The sequence below is a fragment of the Marinomonas sp. THO17 genome, from assembly GCF_040436405.1.
GTDB lineage: Bacteria > Pseudomonadota > Gammaproteobacteria > Pseudomonadales > Marinomonadaceae > Marinomonas.
Genome location: NZ_AP031575.1, coordinates 3,335,423 through 3,353,225, shown reverse-complemented (window position 1 = coordinate 3,353,225; position 17,803 = coordinate 3,335,423). Strand labels below are relative to the sequence as shown.

The 17,803-nt window shown below is 44.1% G+C and carries 18 protein-coding genes; 9 read left to right on the top strand and 9 right to left on the bottom strand.

The features are described from left to right. Window position 1: 1 nt before the first annotated feature. Complete coding sequence (gene argA, locus ABXS85_RS15845; RefSeq protein WP_353667495.1) at window positions 2-1,324, top strand: amino-acid N-acetyltransferase; 1,323 nt, start codon at window positions 2-4, stop codon at window positions 1,322-1,324. An 82-nt stretch (window positions 1,325-1,406) separates the two neighbouring features. On the opposite strand, the gene ABXS85_RS15840 is transcribed toward argA, so the two are convergent. From ABXS85_RS15840 to rpoE, 5 genes are read right to left on the bottom strand one after another with little or no spacing between them, the layout of a single operon-like run. Then, window positions 1,407-2,816 carry a DegQ family serine endoprotease gene (locus ABXS85_RS15840; RefSeq protein ID WP_353667494.1) on the bottom strand — a complete coding sequence of 470 codons (1,410 nt, stop codon included), beginning with the start codon at window positions 2,814-2,816 and terminating at the stop codon, window positions 1,407-1,409. Between the two features lie 60 nt (window positions 2,817-2,876). After that, a complete protein-coding gene (locus ABXS85_RS15835; RefSeq protein WP_353667493.1) occupies window positions 2,877-3,344 on the bottom strand; it encodes a SoxR reducing system RseC family protein in 468 nt (155 codons plus the stop codon). Beyond that, window positions 3,337-4,263, bottom strand: a complete 927-nt coding sequence (locus ABXS85_RS15830) for a MucB/RseB C-terminal domain-containing protein (RefSeq protein ID WP_353667492.1) — start codon at window positions 4,261-4,263, stop codon at window positions 3,337-3,339. Before ABXS85_RS15830 ends, ABXS85_RS15835 begins: the two co-directional genes overlap by 8 nt. Before the next feature lie 48 nt (window positions 4,264-4,311). Then, complete coding sequence (locus ABXS85_RS15825; protein WP_353667491.1) at window positions 4,312-4,938, bottom strand: hypothetical protein; 627 nt, start codon at window positions 4,936-4,938, stop codon at window positions 4,312-4,314. Then, window positions 4,935-5,528, bottom strand: coding sequence for an RNA polymerase sigma factor RpoE (gene rpoE, locus ABXS85_RS15820; RefSeq protein ID WP_353667490.1), 594 nt, complete (start codon window positions 5,526-5,528; stop codon window positions 4,935-4,937). Before rpoE ends, ABXS85_RS15825 begins: the two co-directional genes overlap by 4 nt. Window positions 5,529-5,710: 182 nt before the next feature. Here rpoE and nadB point away from each other — a divergent pair, with 182 nt between their 5' ends. Continuing rightward, entirely contained in the window at window positions 5,711-7,336 is a 1,626-nt protein-coding gene (gene nadB / locus ABXS85_RS15815; protein WP_353667489.1) for an L-aspartate oxidase, read from the top strand. Here nadB and ABXS85_RS15810 read toward each other — a convergent pair. Further along, window positions 7,333-7,785, bottom strand: coding sequence for a hypothetical protein (locus ABXS85_RS15810; RefSeq protein WP_353667488.1), 453 nt, complete (start codon window positions 7,783-7,785; stop codon window positions 7,333-7,335). The genes nadB and ABXS85_RS15810 overlap by 4 nt on opposite strands. Further along, on the bottom strand, window positions 7,763-8,032 hold the full coding sequence (locus tag ABXS85_RS15805) for a succinate dehydrogenase assembly factor 2 (RefSeq protein ID WP_353667487.1): 270 nt from the start codon (window positions 8,030-8,032) through the stop codon (window positions 7,763-7,765). The genes ABXS85_RS15810 and ABXS85_RS15805 overlap by 23 nt, the downstream gene beginning before the upstream one ends. A gap of 354 nt (window positions 8,033-8,386) precedes the next feature. Here ABXS85_RS15805 and ABXS85_RS15800 point away from each other — a divergent pair, with 354 nt between their 5' ends. From ABXS85_RS15800 to ABXS85_RS15770, 7 genes are all read left to right on the top strand, one after another. Further along, window positions 8,387-9,706, top strand: a complete 1,320-nt coding sequence (locus ABXS85_RS15800; RefSeq protein WP_353667486.1) for a sugar ABC transporter substrate-binding protein — start codon at window positions 8,387-8,389, stop codon at window positions 9,704-9,706. Between the two features lie 125 nt (window positions 9,707-9,831). After that, complete coding sequence (locus ABXS85_RS15795) at window positions 9,832-10,692, top strand: sugar ABC transporter permease (RefSeq protein ID WP_353667485.1); 861 nt, start codon at window positions 9,832-9,834, stop codon at window positions 10,690-10,692. A gap of 10 nt (window positions 10,693-10,702) precedes the next feature. Next, complete coding sequence (locus ABXS85_RS15790; protein WP_353667484.1) at window positions 10,703-11,533, top strand: carbohydrate ABC transporter permease; 831 nt, start codon at window positions 10,703-10,705, stop codon at window positions 11,531-11,533. A gap of 18 nt (window positions 11,534-11,551) precedes the next feature. Beyond that, complete coding sequence (ugpC, locus tag ABXS85_RS15785; protein ID WP_353667483.1) at window positions 11,552-12,646, top strand: sn-glycerol-3-phosphate ABC transporter ATP-binding protein UgpC; 1,095 nt, start codon at window positions 11,552-11,554, stop codon at window positions 12,644-12,646. 1 nt (window position 12,647) lies between these two features. After that, window positions 12,648-14,075, top strand: a complete 1,428-nt coding sequence (locus tag ABXS85_RS15780; protein ID WP_353667482.1) for a mannitol dehydrogenase family protein — start codon at window positions 12,648-12,650, stop codon at window positions 14,073-14,075. A 72-nt stretch (window positions 14,076-14,147) separates the two neighbouring features. Continuing rightward, entirely contained in the window at window positions 14,148-15,056 is a 909-nt protein-coding gene (locus tag ABXS85_RS15775; protein WP_353667481.1) for an AraC family transcriptional regulator, read from the top strand. Between the two features lie 88 nt (window positions 15,057-15,144). Then, window positions 15,145-16,059: a hypothetical protein gene (locus tag ABXS85_RS15770; RefSeq protein ID WP_353667480.1), complete on the top strand. Its 915-nt coding sequence runs from the start codon at window positions 15,145-15,147 to the stop codon at window positions 16,057-16,059. Between the two features lie 27 nt (window positions 16,060-16,086). Here the strand turns inward: ABXS85_RS15770 and ung are convergent, their stop codons facing one another. Both ung and ABXS85_RS15760 read right to left on the bottom strand, forming a co-directional pair. Next, complete coding sequence (gene ung, locus ABXS85_RS15765; RefSeq protein WP_353667479.1) at window positions 16,087-16,809, bottom strand: uracil-DNA glycosylase; 723 nt, start codon at window positions 16,807-16,809, stop codon at window positions 16,087-16,089. After that, on the bottom strand, window positions 16,806-17,717 hold the full coding sequence (locus ABXS85_RS15760; RefSeq protein WP_353667478.1) for a choline kinase family protein: 912 nt from the start codon (window positions 17,715-17,717) through the stop codon (window positions 16,806-16,808). Before ABXS85_RS15760 ends, ung begins: the two co-directional genes overlap by 4 nt. Window positions 17,718-17,803: the final 86 nt, after the last annotated feature.

Here is a 17,803-nt window from a genome sequence, read left to right as displayed (position 1 = left end):
CATGAGAAGCAGTGTGCCTGAAGAACTGAATTACGTAGATTGGTTTCGCCATTCTTCCCCTTATATCAATGCCCACCGAGGCAAAACCTTTGTCATTCTTATTCCCGGTGAAGCGGTGGAATGCGACCATTTTTCCAGCATCATTCATGATCTAGCCCTGCTGGATTCATTAGGTATTCGCCTCGTATTGGTACAAGGGGCACGTCCACAAATTAATCGAATTTTGACCAGTCGTCACGCTGCGCCACCACTAGAAAATGACTATCGCGTCACACCACATAATCAATTGACGGATGTCATTCAAGCCTCCTCGGCAGTAAGGGTTCAATTAGAAGCACAACTTTCTATGGGGCTTGCCAATACGCCTATGGATGGCGCACGTTTGAAAGTCTGTAGTGGTAACTATGTGATTGCCCGTCCACTTGGTGTGGTCGATGGCATTGATTATGGGCACTCAGGTGAAGTACGTCGTATTGACAGTGATGCTATTTTTCGCTTGCTTGAAGACGACAACATGGTGTTGTTACCCCATCTGGGCTTTTCGCCTACTGGTGAAGTCTTCAACCTTAAAAGCGAAGATGTTGCTACCCAAGCCGCCATTCAACTCAAAGCCGATAAGTTAATTATTTATACCGACGAAGAAGGTGTTTTTAATGAAGCAGGTGAGCTGTATTCCGAACTGTTAGCTAAGGACGCAGAAGCCATTTTACAAGATCAGTCTCTGCATAACATTACCCAACATGCTTTAGAAGCCTGTGTTCAGTCGGTTCGTCATGGTGTGCCACGTGCTCACATCATTTCTTATAATGAAAATGGCGGCTTACTGCGCGAGCTTTTCACTCGTGAAGGTTCAGGCACCATGATTGACGAAGACAGTTATGAGCAACTGCGCCCAGCTCACATCGACGATGTGGGTGGCATGATGGCATTATTGGCCCCCTTAGAAGAAAAAGGAGCTTTAGTACGTCGCTCACGGGAACTTTTGGAAAACGAAATCGACCGTTTTATTGTCATTGAACGTGATGGCGCCATTGTTGCTTGTGCAGCCCTCTACCCCTTTGAACAAGAGCAAGCAGGCGAGTTGGCTTGTTTAGCCGTATCACCCAACTATCGTGGTTCAAACCGAGGTGAACACTTACTAAAAGGCATAGAAAAAGCGGCTAAGAAACTTAAATTGAACACTCTGTTTTTGCTCACCACTCGCACCGCCCATTGGTTTATTGAACGTGGCTTCAATGAAACCAACCTTGCCAGTTTACCCATGCAAAAACAGGCACTTTACAACTATCAGAGAAACTCAAAAATCTTCTCTAAACATTTGTAAGCCGGATACTTGGCAATAAAAAACGGCGGTATTTTTGACCGCCGTTTTTTTGTTAGCTTAGGTTTAATTTCCCAAAGAAAAGTTAGTCCATTATCTTAAAGGGAATAAACATAGGATACCCTTGACGAATAACCCGCATAGGTACCGAGCGACCAGACGGAATGTCTTTAGTAATATCAGTAAAGTCGGCCACGCTGTTAATACGTTTGCCATTTAACATGGTAATCACATCCCCTTGCTGCAAGCCATTACGGGCTGCGGTACCACCCAATACTTGTTCAATGACGACACCATTATCAATGTTGTAACGTTTTGCCATTTCAGCAGGCACTTCCCCTACAATCATGCCTAGACGATTTTGGTCCTGTTGGGCTTGCGCCAAGGTCTTAGAGTCATCAGGGCGATTGTCTAGGGTGATCTTAATATCTTGTTCTTTGCCATCACGATACACTTCTGCATCGACCACTTCCCCTGCTTTCATACGACCAACCACGTAAGGCAACTCACCTGAATGTTCAATACTTTTACCATTAAAACTCATGATAATGTCGCCAGAACGCAGGCCTGATTTCTCAGCAGGAGAATCAGGCAATACGCGACTAATTAAGGCGCCACTTGGACGATCCAAGCCGAAAGATTCCGCCAAATCATTGCTTACATCCTGAATCAATACTCCCAGCCAAGCACGAGACACTTTACCGTCTTTCTTCAACTGCTCAACCACAGACATAGCCAAATTGGACGGAATCGCGAATGACACTCCCATGAAACCACCAGAGCGAGTATAGATTTGCGAGTTAATGCCCACTACTTCGCCATCAAGGTTAAACAAGGGTCCACCTGAATTCCCTGGGTTGATCGCCACATCGGTTTGAATAAAGGGAACATAATTGTCCGATGGCAAGTTACGACCAGTTGCACTCACTACGCCTGCCGTTACCGTATAGTCAAAACCAAACGGAGAACCGATGGCGAGCACCCATTGACCCGGTTTCAGGTCATCTGAATCGCCCATATCAACAATCGGTAAATCATCGGCTTCAATCTTCAGCAATGCCAAATCTGTGCGAGGATCCGTTCCAACAAGCTTGGCTTGGTATTCACGACGGTCACTCAAGCGTACATGAATCACATCGGCACCATCTATCACATGATTATTGGTCAGTACATAACCATCATGAGAAACAATAAAACCTGAGCCTAAAGAGCTTCGTTGTCCTTGCTGCGGTGGATTTTGCTGACCAAAGGGTTGTTGGCCAAAGAAGTGCTTAAAAAACTCATTCAATTCGTCATTATTAGGGCTAAATTGACGTCTGCCTTCATTGCCCGTTTGCGTGGTCACCGTTTGTTCCGTACTGATGTTCACGACCGCTGGGGAAGCTTTATCCACTAACTCCGTAAAGTCAGGCAATGAAGCCGCGTTGGCTAACATGGAAGTCATCATAACAATACTGACAACCAGATAATTAGCGTGTTTAAGCAATCTGTTCATTAATTGGTCTCCTTAAGACGTACCAAGTTCATTACAGTGCCAGGTGAAGAAGGTTAGCCGTTAAGGTGAAAACAGCAGAGGGCTGGATTCATCAGTAACGGACTCAATTCGTATAATTTTCGGGTAAAAATCTTGATTACTAGAGGACTGATTCGCCTTGTGTCTGGCAAACACTAGGCCCATCGCAAATCCCACAATACTTAACATAACGGCAAAATGATTTGAGCCAGCCCACAAAGAAGGTATTACAGCGCCAGTTACTAAACCCAACAAAGGCATCAAGTACATCCATAAGGAAGCTTGCAACAAGGTGTCTTCAGGTATACCTATCACCACTTGCTGCCCAACCTCGACCGAAAGAGGATCAATGGCTTGCATACGCATACGATTTGCTGGCGAAACTTGTGCAATGGCATGATGACCACAGCCATGACGTGCTCGACAAGTGGAGCAACTAGAGGTACGAATGGTTTCGACTTCGGCAAAACCTTCACTCACCGCCATGACTTTTCCGCTTTCTTCAATCATTTTCTACTCTTGGCATAAATACCGTCATCAGTCGATCAATGGTTTCGCCAGGCACTTCCCCGACCATGGTTAACAGATAAAAATCATCTTTCACTTTAAAGCTGCTCATCCCAGCAACCGTTGCTCCCATGCCCATTACAGAAGTGGGTCTTATTGTCTGACTGGGCTCAACAAATACAGAAATAGTCGCCATACCATCAGACAGTAATAACATGTTTGTACCATGATTTAAGGCACGCGCCTCTGTCCATACTAAGCTGAACCCAGCTGGTAGCCATTCAAACTGCCAGGCATTTTTCACCTTAACTGGAGGCTGTTTAGTTTGTTCTTTTCTTCGCAAACCATTTTTGGGGACAAAATCTTCCTGTTTCAAGTCAGGAGAAAAATTTATCGACGTAAATTGTACCCGCTCTAAAAGTTGTCCATCCGACTTAACCACATCATGTTTCAGCAAAAAATGGTTTTCTTTATCTAACCAAAATACGTGCCCATATCGATATTCGTCTCTCGGTTGCAGCGTTAAACGGACAGCATCGCGCCCCGCCACCCGATATGATTCTTTACTCACCGCCAACTCATAGCCTAACGCCAAGCGTTCATGAGATACTTTCTTTAACCCTTTGAATGGTGCTCTAAAAGGCGAATTTCGATTCTCTGAAGTCGGATCAGGATGAACACAGATGATTTTGTCATCGACACGCAAGACTTCAACCTTATCACCATCTAAATCCACTAAACTTTCATATTCCATACCACTTAATACACTGTGACGTATGCGCATGCTGTTCATATTAGAGGCTTCAGAATGCACAAATACCCCATCGTAACTTAAGGTATGAAAAGCCTCAGTCATATTACGCAACAATTGCACAGCATCAGGCGTTTGCGCCACGGCTAAACGCCAAGGCGTCAATATCACAAGTATTAATAGTCCCCAATGAAGGAATCTCCTAAAACCTCTCATACACTACTCTCGTACTGGATAATTAACGACTCGTGCCATGGGAATCATGCCTTGTCCCACCGTCATAGTAGCTTGTTCAGCATGTTGACGAAGATATTGTTGTAACTTGGCATTATCCATCGGCAGGGCTTGCTGATTCACTTCTGCCAAAGATTTCACATCTGGGCTGGGAGTTGAGATCACTTCGGCGGTTAAACCACCGTTAGGTATAGCGTCACCTTGCAGTAACAGGTTACCTCCTAACACCACAAAAAATGCGACACTGGCTGCAACAGCCATGCTTGAAAACCACACTTTCCAATGTGGTTTTGTGGTCTTAGCTGACAAAGGCGCTTGCTGAGTTGAGATGGAAGTTACAATGGTATTGTCATTATCCACAACCGATTCATCTGATTCTTGGTCTGCAATGCCGTCGTGAATGCGACTTAACAGACTCATTTCAAGACCTAAACCAGATTGAGTTTCTTTATGTAAAACCTGTTGTATAGCATGAATGGCTTCTGCCTGTTGCGCCAAAACATCCGTATCTTGAGCCAACAGAGCTTCAATGTCTTGTGTTGTAGCCTCTCCATCAAACATGGCAGACAAACTGGCTTTACTGTCAAGCGGTGTAATATTTTCTGATGTCATGACGACTCTCCTGTGCCCATAATAGGACGAATATGCTTTTCTACGGCTTCACGGGCTCGAAATATACGTGAGCGTACCGTACCAACAGGGCAATCCATTATAAGCGCTATGTCTTCATAACTGAGGCCATCAAATTCTCGTAGGGTCAATGCACTACGAAGCTCCTCAGGCAATTGCTCAATGGCATGATACACCGCCTGCTCAAGTCGGCTGGAGTTGAGCTTAGCTTCTGGTGTTGCTATATCAGACAAAGATTCATAGGCGCTAAACACCTCTTCATTATCCAACTCAACATCCGATTCAGGTGGGCGTCGTGAACGGCTTACCAAATGATTTTTCGCTGTATTCACGGCAATACGATAAAGCCAAGTATAAAAAGCACTGTCACCTCGAAAATTGTTAATGGAACGGTATGCTTTGATAAAGCTTTCCTGCGCCACGTCGAGAACTTCGCTTTTATCTTGAATATAACGACTGATTAGCCCCACGACCTTGTACTGGTATTTGATCACCAGTAAATCGAATGCCCGCTTATCACCCTGCTGTACTTTTTCAACTAACGTCTGGTCAGAAGACGTTTCGTGCTGCATAGGCACCTCTTGTTAAAACTCCGCTGCTTTGTGCCTTTGCTGTATAAAAGATTCAGACAACAAGGACGTGAGCAAGTTCCTATAAAATCAACAAAGAATGCTAAATTTAGCAAACTCGAAAGTATTCATTTATTGGCAAGAATAGTAACATTAATTTTTTCGTCAATAACCAGAATTACACTATGAGTCGACAATACCATCATGACATCGTCATCATTGGCGCTGGCGCAGCCGGATTAACCCTTGCCCTTGAGCTAGCAGATCAATATCGGGTCGCCATTTTGACCAAGGCCGATATTCGTGAAGGCTCCACCTTGTATGCGCAAGGTGGCGTAGCAGCGGTATTGTCGGAAAAAGACACCATAGAATCTCATATCAAAGATACCATCGGCGCTGGAGTGGAACTGGGTAACCCCGATGCCATTCGTTTTACCGTCGAGAACTCCAAAGCCAGTATTGATTGGCTCATTGATCAAGGCGTGCCTTTTACCCGCTATGGTGAAAGCGATGAATACCACCTAACTAAAGAAGGCGGACACAGCCATAGACGCATTATTCACAGTGCCGATGCGACAGGATTAGCGATTTCCAAAACCCTAATCAAAAACGCCAGTAATCACCCCAATATTGAATTTTTCCCCAATCGCGTTGCCATCGATGTCATCACGACACAAAAATTAGGCCTAGGGGGACAAAATCGTGCGGTCGGAATGTATGCGCTGAATCTTGACGACGATGCAACGGAGGTGTTTCACGGCAATTTTGTCTCCCTCGCTTGCGGTGGCAGCAGTAAGGTATATCTCTACACCAGCAATCCTGATACAGCCTCTGGAGACGGTATCGCCATGGCTTGGCGTGCAGGTTGCCGTGTTGCTAACATGGAGTTTAATCAATTTCATCCGACCTGTTTATACGACGCTAAAGCCAAAACTTTTTTGATCTCTGAAGCAGTACGTGGAGAAGGTGGCAAACTATTGTTACCCGATGGATCGCCTTTTATGGCCAAATTTGACTCTCGAGCTGAATTGGCTCCACGGGACATAGTTGCTCGCGCCATAGATCATGAGATGAAACGTTTAGGCGTGCGCCATGTGTGGTTAGACATTTCCCATAAAGACAGTGACTTTATTAGGGAGCACTTTCCAACCCTCTACAAGCGTTGTTTAGAATATGGTCATGACATGACCAAGGGGCCAATTCCTGTGGTGCCCGCGGCACACTATACATGCGGTGGTGTTGTCGTAGATCAACATAGCTTAACAGACATCAGTCATTTATACGCTGTTGGTGAAACCGCCTATACAGGCCTTCACGGCGCAAACCGATTAGCCAGCAATTCCTTGTTGGAATGTATTGTATTTGCTCGCTCCGCAGCGAAACACATCAAACAGTTTAACGCTGATTTAACCCATGTCAGCATTCCCGATTGGGACGAAAGCCAAGTAACTGACTCTGATGAAGACGTGGTCATCACTCATAACTGGCAAGAATTACGCCGTTTTATGTGGGACTATGTCGGTATCGTTAGAACCAACAAACGCTTACTAAGAGCTAAACACAGAGTCGATCTGCTGCAATCTGAAATTCACGAATTTTACGCCAATTATAAAATTTCAAATGACTTATTGGAGTTGCGTAACTTAGCACAAGTAGCTGACCTCATTATCCGTTCAGCCATGTCACGTAAGGAAAGCCGAGGTTTGCACTTTACTCTGGATTACCCAAACAAACTTGAGCAAAGCCAACCCACTGTTCTCACCCCTGAAAAAAAGGGTCAGGAGACAAAACGTGAGGTGAGCGCTGTTTAAGAGTGGCCTGCGCTGCGCGACAACATTTGTTGTGCAGCATAAGAACGCAGTGCGTCATAGTCTTCAGAAGACAATTGATCACGATAAATCACCACAAATACTGGCCATAACAGACGCCAAAAAGTGTGTTTAGCGCTATATGACTCGTCAGGGACTTTTTTCGCAATCAGTTGCAGTGAATTGATGCGCACAAACTGCAAGACTTCCCGCGATTGGTTGTGCATTAAGAAAGCCCCCTCAAGATCAATACCAATGCATTTTGCAGGTCGAGCAAAAGTCAAGGCTAGCAAAACCACCAGAAACACAAGGTAAGTGAAGAGTAGCAGTAATTGCTGGTCCGACGACCAGAAATACCAGGGTATTAATAGGAAGCCACAAGAGATGGCGACCACCCAAAGGGTGACGCCAATCCAAGAAGGGGTCAGTTTAGTGCTCTGCAGGCTGAACACGGGTGACAATAATATCAACGATGCGCGCTAGATCTGGGTCTTCTGGCACTTCTTTTTGCATAAACCACGGGAAGATCTCTTGATCTTCGCAAGCAATGAGTTTTTGAAAGCGTTGCTTATCCTCATCCTCTAAGGTCAAGTAAATTTCGTCCAAAAATGGCTCAAGTAGCACGTCAAGTTCCAACATACCTCGACGACAATGCCACTTAAGCTTTTTAAAGCTTAACGAATCTGCTGTTTCTATCATGGAATTACCCCTTAATTTCAATGTCGCCATTATAGCCATTGCCTAGCCAAAAAAGAAAAGCGGATATCGAAAAAGATGATTTCGGTCACGCGTGTCATACATATATACGCAACAAACAAAAATTGGAATTGGTGTTCTTTCTATCTCCTTATCACCACACCCCTCGCCTCGAACAATATTTTATTGACTAAAAACTGCCTTAAAACCATCAAAGTAAACAAAATAGTACAAGAATTGGATTTTTATGTATTAACAGATCAATTATTAATTGGACTATATTTTGTTCACTTACTGATCAATACAAAGATCTACTAGGTACTAATATAAAAATAATTACTCCTACAGGAGAAACCTATGCAACGCCTGATGAAAACATCGCTTACCATTGCTGTGTCTGCAGCAGCCTGTCTAAGTGCAACCAATAGCTTTGCACAAACCCAAATCACAGTGGCGACCGTTAACAATGGTCACATGATTGAAATGCAAAAATTGACCCCTGAATTTGAAAAGGCCAATCCTGATATCAAGGTAAAATGGGTTACCTTGGAAGAAGGAGTTTTACGACAAAACGTGACTCAAGACATTGCTAACAAAAGTGGCTTATATGATGTCATGACTATTGGCATGTACGAAGCACCTATTTGGGGTGAGCGTGGATGGTTAAGAGCCATTGATACCAGTGGTAACTACGACGCGCAGGACATTCTGTCTTCGATTCGTGGCGGCCTTTCTTACAATAACACCATGTATGCTGCGCCTTTTTATGGTGAGAGTTCCATGGTCATGTACCGTAAAGATTTAGTGAAAAACGCAGGCATGGAAATTAATGATCGTGACAGCTGGGAGCACATTCGAGATGTGGCTGCAGCCGTCCATGACCCTGACAACGGAGTTTATGGTATTTGTCTTCGTGGTAAGGCTGGCTGGGGCGACAACATGGCTCTAGTAACCACCATCGCCAACTCTTTTGGTGCTCGCTGGTTTGATGAAAACTGGAAACCGCAATTGGAAAGTGCTGAATGGAAAAACGCCGTCAATTTCTACGTGGATACACTAAGCAAATACGGGCCTCCAGGTTCTAGCAGCAACAGCTTCAACGAAAACCTAGCCCTATTTAACGAAGGTAAATGCGGTATGTGGATCGACGCCACCATCGCAGCTTCATTCGTAACCGATCCTAAACAAAGTAAAGTGCATGATAAAGTCGGCTTCGCGCAATCACCATACTCAGTCAGTCAAAAAGGCGCTAACTGGCTATGGGCATGGGCGTTAGGCATTCCTGCGGCAACCAAACATTCTGTCGAAGCACAAAAATTTGTTCGCTGGGCAACCTCAAAGCAATACATAAACCTTGTGGGCAAAACCAATGGCTGGGCGTCCGTTCCAACAGGCACACGTACCAGCACCTATGAGAACGCCAAATTCCAGCAAGCTGCTGTGTTTGCAGACGCTGAGTTGAAAGCCATTAACTCTGCCAATCCAAATGACAGCACCATGAAACCTTCTCCATATGTCGGCGTTCAGTTTGCTGCCATTCCTGAGTTTCAAGCCATAGGGACAACCGCTGGCCAAATGATTTCAGGCGCCTTGTCTGGAACCATGTCGGTCGAACGTGCATTACAATCAGCCAACCGTTCAGCGGATCGTCAAATGCGTCAAGCAGGTTACTACTAAGTCACCTAGCTTATAAATGCTATAGCCTCCTAAGGCCAAAAGGTAGGGCGGAGGCCCTACCTTTTACTTTTCCTGTTATTGCTCATTAAAGGCAGCAGTTAACGCTAATATTAAGAGATCACACTATGAAGCGCTCAATCACTCGTTTATTAATGGCGCCTTCTGTCATCTTGTTGCTTATCTGGATGATAGTTCCTCTGTCCATGACCATCTATTTTTCGACCATTCGATACAACCTTTTGTATCCGGGCCAGAACAATTTTGTTGGCTGGATGAACTTTGAATTTTTCCTAACCGACCCAGGCTTCTTGCCAGCCATTGCCAACACGTTAATTTTACTTGGCTCAGTGCTCATTATAACGGTTGTGCTGGGCGTACTGTTGTCAGCCTTAATTGATCGTCCTTTTTGGGGACAAGGCATAGTTCGTGTATTACTGATTTCACCTTTCTTCATCATGCCAACCGTAAATGCCTTGATCTGGAAAAACATGATGATGAACCCTGTGTACGGCATTTTTGCTTGGATATCAGAAACACTTGGCTTCGAGCCTATTGACTGGTTGTCTTCCACCCCCTTGGCTTCCATCATCATTATGGTAAGTTGGCAGTGGCTGCCATTTGCCATCTTAGTATTTGTGACCGCTTTACAATCTCAGGACACAGAGCAAAAAGAGGCCGCGCAAATGGATGGAGCAACTGGCTGGCATATTTTCCGCTACCTAACACTGCCACATTTGGCACGCCCCATTACCGTCGTGGTAATGATTGAAACCATTTTCTTGTTGGCCATTTTTGCCGAAATTTTCGTCTCTACTGGCGGTGGTCCAGGTTACGACAGTACCAACTTGGCTTATCTCATTTACAACCAAGCCTTACTGCAATACGACGTGGGCGTTGCCTCTGCAGGTGGTTTGTTTGCGGTCATTCTCGCCAATATTGTCGCCTTTTTCTTAATTCGTGCCGTTGGCAAAAACTTAACAGTATGAGGATGCCATCATGAAATTGACTCAACAGCGCAAACTCAAAACCTTGTTTATAGGGCTGTTTGCCTGGGCCATTGCCCTTACCCTATTCTTTCCAATTTTTTGGATGTTTATCACTTCCTTCAAAACCGAACTGCAGGCTATTTCAGTGCCACCGTCGCTCTTTTTTGAACCGACATTAGAAAACTTTGCCATTGTACAAGAGCGCAGTGATTACCTTCATCACGCCATGAACTCAGTTGTCACAGCCTTTGGCTCGACACTAATTGCCTTGGCAATCGCCATTCCAGCAGCCTACTCCATGGCCTTTTTTCCAACCAAAAATACCAAGGACATTCTGCTGTGGATGTTGTCCACCAAAATGCTGCCGGCTGTGGGCGTGTTAGTACCCATCTACATTTTGAGCCGAGACTATGGCTTGCTGGATTCTCGCACAGGTTTGGTGATTATTTTCACCTTAATGAATTTACCTATCGTGGTCTGGATGCTGTTTTCTTACTTCAAAGATTTGCCAAAAGAGATACTTGAAGCGGCTCGTATGGACGGTGCAACGCCATGGGATGAGATGGTAAAAGTCGTTATGCCACTATCCATTGGTGCAATCTCCTCCACAGGCCTGCTGTCAATTGTCTTATGTTGGAATGAAGCTTTTTGGTCACTCAATCTAACTGCATCCGAAGCGGCTCCCCTTACGGCAATGATCGCATCTTATTCCAGCCCGGAAGGCTTGTTCTGGGCCAAATTATCCGCCGCTTCTACATTAGCCTGCGCTCCGATCATCATATTCGGTTGGTTCTGTCAAAAACAACTGGTTCAGGGCCTTACTTTCGGCGCCGTAAAATAATTATTAGGGAATTTTCTTATGAGTTACTTAACAATTACCGAACTACAAAAACACTACGACGATTATCATGCGTTACGCGGTATTAATTTGGCGATTGAAGAAGGCGAATTCATAGTTTTCGTCGGCCCATCAGGTTGCGGTAAATCCACCTTACTACGTACCATTGCCGGGCTAGAAACCAGCACCGGCGGCAACATTGAACTGGATGGTAAAGACATTACTGAACTGGCTTCCTCAAAGCGTGATTTAGCGATGGTATTCCAATCTTACGCTCTGTATCCACACATGACTGTTGCAGAAAACTTGTCTTTCGCTTTGCGCCTTGCCAAAGCACCAGTGGAGGAAATCAAAGAGAAAGTAGAAGCAGTTTCAAAATCATTGCAATTGGATGCCTTACTGCAGCGCAAACCCAAAGAACTCTCTGGCGGCCAGCGTCAGCGCGTGGCAATTGGTCGTGCCATTGTACGTCAGCCTAAAGTCTTCCTATTTGATGAACCCTTGTCTAACTTAGACGCTGCCTTGCGCGTACAAATGCGTTTGGAACTGGCTCGCTTACATAAGAAATTGGGGACCACTATGATCTATGTTACCCACGATCAAGTGGAAGCCATGACGCTGGCAGATCGCGTGGTGATACTCAATGCAGGTCAAATTGAGCAAGTGGGAACCCCACTGGAATTATATCGCCAACCAAACAGTCGCTTTGTCGCGGAGTTCATAGGCACACCTAAGATGAACTTAATTCCGCTAGAAAAAGCCCACCAGCAGGATGTTCATGTGATCTTAACCTTATTAGGTCGCAACATTGACTTCCCTGCGGCCCGTTTGCAAGGAGAGCTAAGTCAGCAGTCCATTATGGGAATTCGTCCCGAACACCTTCATTTGGTTGGCCAAGATGGTGACATATCAGGTCGCGTAGAACTGGTTGAACACCTTGGTTCAGAAGCTTATGCCCACATTCAATTGTCTTCAGGTCAAACCATTATTGTCAAAGCTTCAGCGCGTAGCGTTTTGTTAGACGGTCAAAACGTTGAATTAAAAATTGATCGCGATGAAATCATTTTATTGAACGATCAAGACCGCGTGATTTCAGTAAGTACAGAAGGTGAATAACATGGCGAATTTTCTTCAAGCCAACCAAAATACAACTCAACTCTTGTGTCAGAGCTACGAAAAAGAGCAGATTAACGCGGGGGTGATTCATCTAGGAGTGGGCGCTTTTCATAGAGCCCATCAGGCAGTGTATTTTGACCAGTTGCTCAATCTTTCTGAACAACAAAACTGGGGCATTATTGGGGTAAACATTCGCCCTCAAGACAGCGAAATATTCGCTAAACTGACCCAACAACAAGGTGAGTATGTCTTAAAAACCATGAGTGCTGTTGGGCAGACTAAATATCAACACATTCGCTCTCTTGTTAAACTCATCGACGGTGCTAAACAAGCTTCTCAAGTAGACAAAGCCATGGCGAGCCCAAATATTCAATTGGTCACCAGCACAGTAACAGAAGGCGGTTATTATCTGGATGAACATCATAAACTATTGGCGCAACATCCAGCCATTGCAGGGGATATTCAAGGGCAACGTCATACTTTGTATGCCTTTTTGTATGAAGGTCTGAAGCTGCGCAGTCAATCCTCTGCGGGTAAAATCACCTTATTGTGTTGTGATAATTTACGCCACAATGGCAAACTATTACAGACAGGACTAATGCAGTTTATTGCCGTAAAACAAGACGCGCAATTAGCGACATGGGTAGATCAAAATGTATCCTTCCCCTGCTCTATGGTTGACCGAATTACTCCTAAGCCAAACCAGCAACACCTTCAAGATGTGCAACAGCGCTTTACCATTGACGATCAAATGACGGTGATGGCAGAAGATTTTATCCAATGGGTGGTAGAAGATAATTTTGCTGGACTGAAACCCGCTTTGGATAAAGTTGGTGTGGAATTTGTTGAAGATGTAGAACCTTATGAAGAAGCGAAAATTCGTATTCTCAATGCTGGCCATACCTGCATTACCTATCAAGCCGCATTAAAAAACTTACAATTTTTTGATGAAGCCATGCAGGACTCATCACTCAACCAATACTTTCACGATTTTATTGAGCAAGAGGTACGCCCTGGCATTGGTGAATCGGCAGTAGATTTGGCAGCCTACGCTAAAAAAATTGCTGAGCGATTCAGTAATAAAAACATTGGCGACACCATAGAACGAATTTGTGGTGATGGCTATGCTAAATTTCCCGTGTTTGTTTACCCAACACTCTTAGCAAACTACCAGCAAGGTCAAACTCCATCACTGGCCTTACAAGGCATTGCCAGTTGGTATTGTTTCCTACAAGCTGAAAAACAGCGCAAACTGAGCTTTCCTTACCATGAACCTAATAAAGCAGCGCTAACGGCTTTTTATGACAATGAACAAGGCATAGAAACCTTTGTTAATCATAGTTTTTTGTGGGGAGAAGTCATTAACCTTTACCCACAATTTAAAGCGGATTTAAAGCTTGCAATAAACAAGTTTAAAGCCTCGCTTTAAATAGCTTTGCTCAGTCGATAGAGCTTCTAACAACTGAGCACTATAATGAAAATAAAAATGGGGAATTTTATTATGCCAAACACAGCAAAACGCCTTACCCCTGAATACGAATTAGTCAAAGACAATGGCACCATTCGCTATCAAGAGCATGGTTATCCCAGTGAGTTGATTCGCTGGCATGCTCATAATGACTATGAATTGCATTACATAGTCGCCACCTCGGGAAAAGTCTTTATAGGCGATTACATTGGCAATTACTCCGCTGGTCAGCTGATTCTTACCGGCCCAAGATTGCCACATAATTGGATATGTCAAAATGATCAAAAAGCCGTTGAATTGCGCGATATGATCATACGCTTTGACCATGAGTCCTTCTCCCTAGGCATGAAAATACTGCCTGAGTTGGCCGAAATTCTGCCTTTATTAGCGAAAGCTAAATCAGGCATAGAGTTTCTTAATTTGGACCATCAGTATCTACGTAAATCCTTTGAAGCGGTACGAGAATCCAGCGGCCTTAATCGCCTCACTTTGGCCTTACCTTTGTTACAATACTTAGCGCAAAGCAAAGACTATCGATTACTTTCCACCGTGCAGATTGATCTTAAATCCAATGAAAATCTGCAACGTAAAATCAACACAGTGGTGGATTATGTGACGCAACACTATGACCAAGACATTTCACTGGCCGATGTGTCCAGCCTTATTGGCATGTCAGACAGTCACTTCTCCCGTTTCTTTAAAAAAGCCACGGGGAACCGGTTTATCGAATTTGTAAATCGTGTTCGCATCAGTCGAGCGTGCAACCTACTGACGGAAACCGATAATCAAATTGCCAATATCTGTTACCAAGTTGGCTTTAATAATGTTGCTAACTTTAATCGCCGTTTCCATGAGCTAAAAGGCGTGACGCCGAGAGAATTTCGCAGCCAAAGTGAAATAAACAATAAAGTTTTTGCTTTGTTTAGTGCAGAAAAGCAGTAAGAACTTTTACATCTATTTTTTACTATTGAAAAACGCCCTTTGGACTCCACATAAGATTTATCTTCATTTAAAGACGTTGGAACAGATTATGTTGTCGTCACAAGAACTTATTAATCAATATCTAACCGATCAAGCGGCTATCTACCCCAAAAAAGATATTGGTATTGTCAGTATTACGGGGCCAGACGCCAAAAAGTTTCTTCAAGGCCAAACGACTTGCGATCTAAACAAGGTCACAGAATCCACTGGTGTCTATGGTGCCATTTGTACTAACAAGGGTCGTATTATCTGTAATTTTTTTCTGATGCAACTAACAGACCGCTTGTTGTTGCTCATGAGTCAGGACTTGGTTGATACCAGTCTAAGCCACCTAAAGAAATACGCCGTATTCTTTAAAGCCGAACTCACAGATGCCACTGACGCATTCACTTTGGTTGAAAAAATAACATTCAGTAAGGCGGAAAAAACAGACCAACTTCCAGAACACTTTCCAGTACAACACCAAGATAATGCCATCAGTTTACAGCTTGCCAATTATCCTTTGCAGCTGGAATGGCAACTTATTTCAGCACCAGCTCAACCAACCGAGCAACAGGCACAGCTTTCTGGCTTAAGCTTATTAACCGCTCGACCACTCATCTCAAAGGCGCAGAGCGAAAACCTATTACCACAATGGCTGAACATGCAAATCAATGGCGGCATCAGTTTTACCAAAGGATGTTATACCGGCCAAGAAATCGTCGCGCGCATGAAATATCGCGGTAAATCCAAGAAACATTTAGCACTGGCCTACTGGCCTACTGGCGTTGTAGATACCCAGCAGAACATTCAAGATGATCAGGGTAAAACCATAGGTGAAGTTTTTGCTGCCGCTGCACTTGGTGAAGGTTACTTAGGACAAATCATACTGAACCAAGACCCTAGTGAACTCCAAGCTTTGTATTTGGGCGACACCAAAATTGACTTGGTTGAACTTCCTTATCAGTTGGATTTAGCCGACTGATCAAGATGCCATCGTCCTACTCTGAAATCACCAGGGCAATGAAATTTGCCCCGTGTTTTGAGACTTCTTATCCATCTCAGGTAGTCTCCAATCAATCGGTGATTCGCCTTGTTGTTGAAGATACTGATTGGTTTTAGAAAAATGCCCACACCCAAAGAAACCTCGGTAAGCTGACAAAGGAGACGGATGAACGGATTCCAGAACACAATGCTTGTGTCGATCAATAAATCGTCCTTTTTGCTGTGCGTAACTGCCCCACAAAAGAAACACTAGGCCCTGTTTTTCGTCATTCAACAAGGCAATAATTTTATCCGTTAATATTTCCCAGCCTTTATTTTGATGAGAGCCTGCTTGCCCCGCAGAGACACTCAATACACTGTTTAGCAATAATACCCCTTGCTCAGCCCAACTCTTTAGATAGCCATGTTGAGCGGGTATTATGTTTAAATCTTGCTGCAATTCTTTATAGATATTCTGTAAAGATGGCGGCACTTTCACATCGGGTCTGACAGAAAAAGACAAACCGTGAGCTTGCCCCTCTCCGTGATAAGGATCTTGACCAATAATGACAACTTTGACGTTAGCAAAAGGTGTACTTTTTAACGCCGCCAAATAGTTTTCTGGAGAGGGATACACTTGTTCACTCGGCAAGGTATTCAAAAAGTCTTGTAAGGATTGAATATAGTCCTTATGCCACTCAGCTGATAATTTATCTTGCCAATCGTTTGTTAAGGTCATCCAAGATGTCATACGAGCTCACCAGAATGTGCATTATGAAATGGATTCAAACTTGGGTTTCCTTTAAATTCAAAATAATAATCCAGAGACAAAGGATCTTCCGGATCAAGCAAATATTTTAACAACAACCATGCCATTTCTCTTAAGCCATAAGCCTGACAATAGCTTTCTAATTTTGGCAAGCTAGACTCGATAGCCAATGGCCAATCATATGCGGTTAATAAACGGATTCTTTGCGGCGTGGTTAGATTATGGGATTTAGCCACCACCGCCAAATCAAATAAGGGGTCGCCCACACCAGTGTACTCCCAATCTATAAACCACAATTGCTGAGCATCCATCAGTACATTTTTAGGGTTTAAATCATTGTGACACAACACGGAATCCAAACCGCTTGGCTCAATATTAAGATCCGCCAACCTATCCTGCAGATAGGAGCATTCTTGAGTTAAACCAGTCTCTTCAAGGCCACTTTTCTCCCTTATCAAACGGGCAATATATGATAAGTAATGAGCAATCACTTTATCCACTTGATAATGATGTGACACCAGAGGCAATTGATGTACTTTTTTAAGCTGCCTAGCAATGCGTTCAATGTCTTGCATTTGATGCTGAATCTGCCAGTCCAATGAGGTTTGGGATACAAATTCCGTCAGCATGAGATTATCATCTTGATAGAGCAATGCTGGCGACACTGAGCTTTGCGCAGCCCGCTTTAAGGTGACTAACTCAGCTTGTCGATCAATGTAAAATGCCACCACATCGATATCTGCTAAACGCAACACCAAAGAAGCCGACCCAGGTTTGGATAGCAAGTACACCTGATTTGTAAAACCTTCTTGTAATTCTCTTACCTGATAAGAGCCGATATTCGGAAGAAAGCCCGAAATACGAGCCAGAGAATCAGATAGTTTGCTCATTTTTCATCATTTTATTGCCAGAATTGTAAGTCGCTGTCAGAATGACTAACTGAACCATTCGAGTCAATAGACAACCTGAAGCAGAT

What these genes read in the sequence shown, in the direction of transcription:
- argA (WP_353667495.1), top strand. Translation starts at nt 2, where the DNA reads ATGAGAAGCAGTGTGCCTGAAGAACTGAATTACGTAGATTGGTTTCGC.
- ABXS85_RS15840 (WP_353667494.1), bottom strand. Translation starts at nt 2,816, where the DNA reads ATGAACAGATTGCTTAAACACGCTAATTATCTGGTTGTCAGTATTGTT.
- ABXS85_RS15835 (WP_353667493.1), bottom strand. Translation starts at nt 3,344, where the DNA reads ATGATTGAAGAAAGCGGAAAAGTCATGGCGGTGAGTGAAGGTTTTGCC.
- ABXS85_RS15825 (WP_353667491.1), bottom strand. Translation starts at nt 4,938, where the DNA reads ATGACATCAGAAAATATTACACCGCTTGACAGTAAAGCCAGTTTGTCT.
- rpoE (WP_353667490.1), bottom strand. Translation starts at nt 5,528, where the DNA reads ATGCAGCACGAAACGTCTTCTGACCAGACGTTAGTTGAAAAAGTACAG.
- nadB (WP_353667489.1), top strand. Translation starts at nt 5,711, where the DNA reads ATGAGTCGACAATACCATCATGACATCGTCATCATTGGCGCTGGCGCA.
- ABXS85_RS15805 (WP_353667487.1), bottom strand. Translation starts at nt 8,032, where the DNA reads ATGATAGAAACAGCAGATTCGTTAAGCTTTAAAAAGCTTAAGTGGCAT.
- ABXS85_RS15800 (WP_353667486.1), top strand. Translation starts at nt 8,387, where the DNA reads ATGCAACGCCTGATGAAAACATCGCTTACCATTGCTGTGTCTGCAGCA.
- ABXS85_RS15795 (WP_353667485.1), top strand. Translation starts at nt 9,832, where the DNA reads ATGAAGCGCTCAATCACTCGTTTATTAATGGCGCCTTCTGTCATCTTG.
- ABXS85_RS15790 (WP_353667484.1), top strand. Translation starts at nt 10,703, where the DNA reads ATGAAATTGACTCAACAGCGCAAACTCAAAACCTTGTTTATAGGGCTG.
- ugpC (WP_353667483.1), top strand. Translation starts at nt 11,552, where the DNA reads ATGAGTTACTTAACAATTACCGAACTACAAAAACACTACGACGATTAT.
- ABXS85_RS15780 (WP_353667482.1), top strand. Translation starts at nt 12,648, where the DNA reads ATGGCGAATTTTCTTCAAGCCAACCAAAATACAACTCAACTCTTGTGT.
- ABXS85_RS15775 (WP_353667481.1), top strand. Translation starts at nt 14,148, where the DNA reads ATGCCAAACACAGCAAAACGCCTTACCCCTGAATACGAATTAGTCAAA.
- ABXS85_RS15770 (WP_353667480.1), top strand. Translation starts at nt 15,145, where the DNA reads ATGTTGTCGTCACAAGAACTTATTAATCAATATCTAACCGATCAAGCG.
- ung (WP_353667479.1), bottom strand. Translation starts at nt 16,809, where the DNA reads ATGACATCTTGGATGACCTTAACAAACGATTGGCAAGATAAATTATCA.
- ABXS85_RS15760 (WP_353667478.1), bottom strand. Translation starts at nt 17,717, where the DNA reads ATGAGCAAACTATCTGATTCTCTGGCTCGTATTTCGGGCTTTCTTCCG.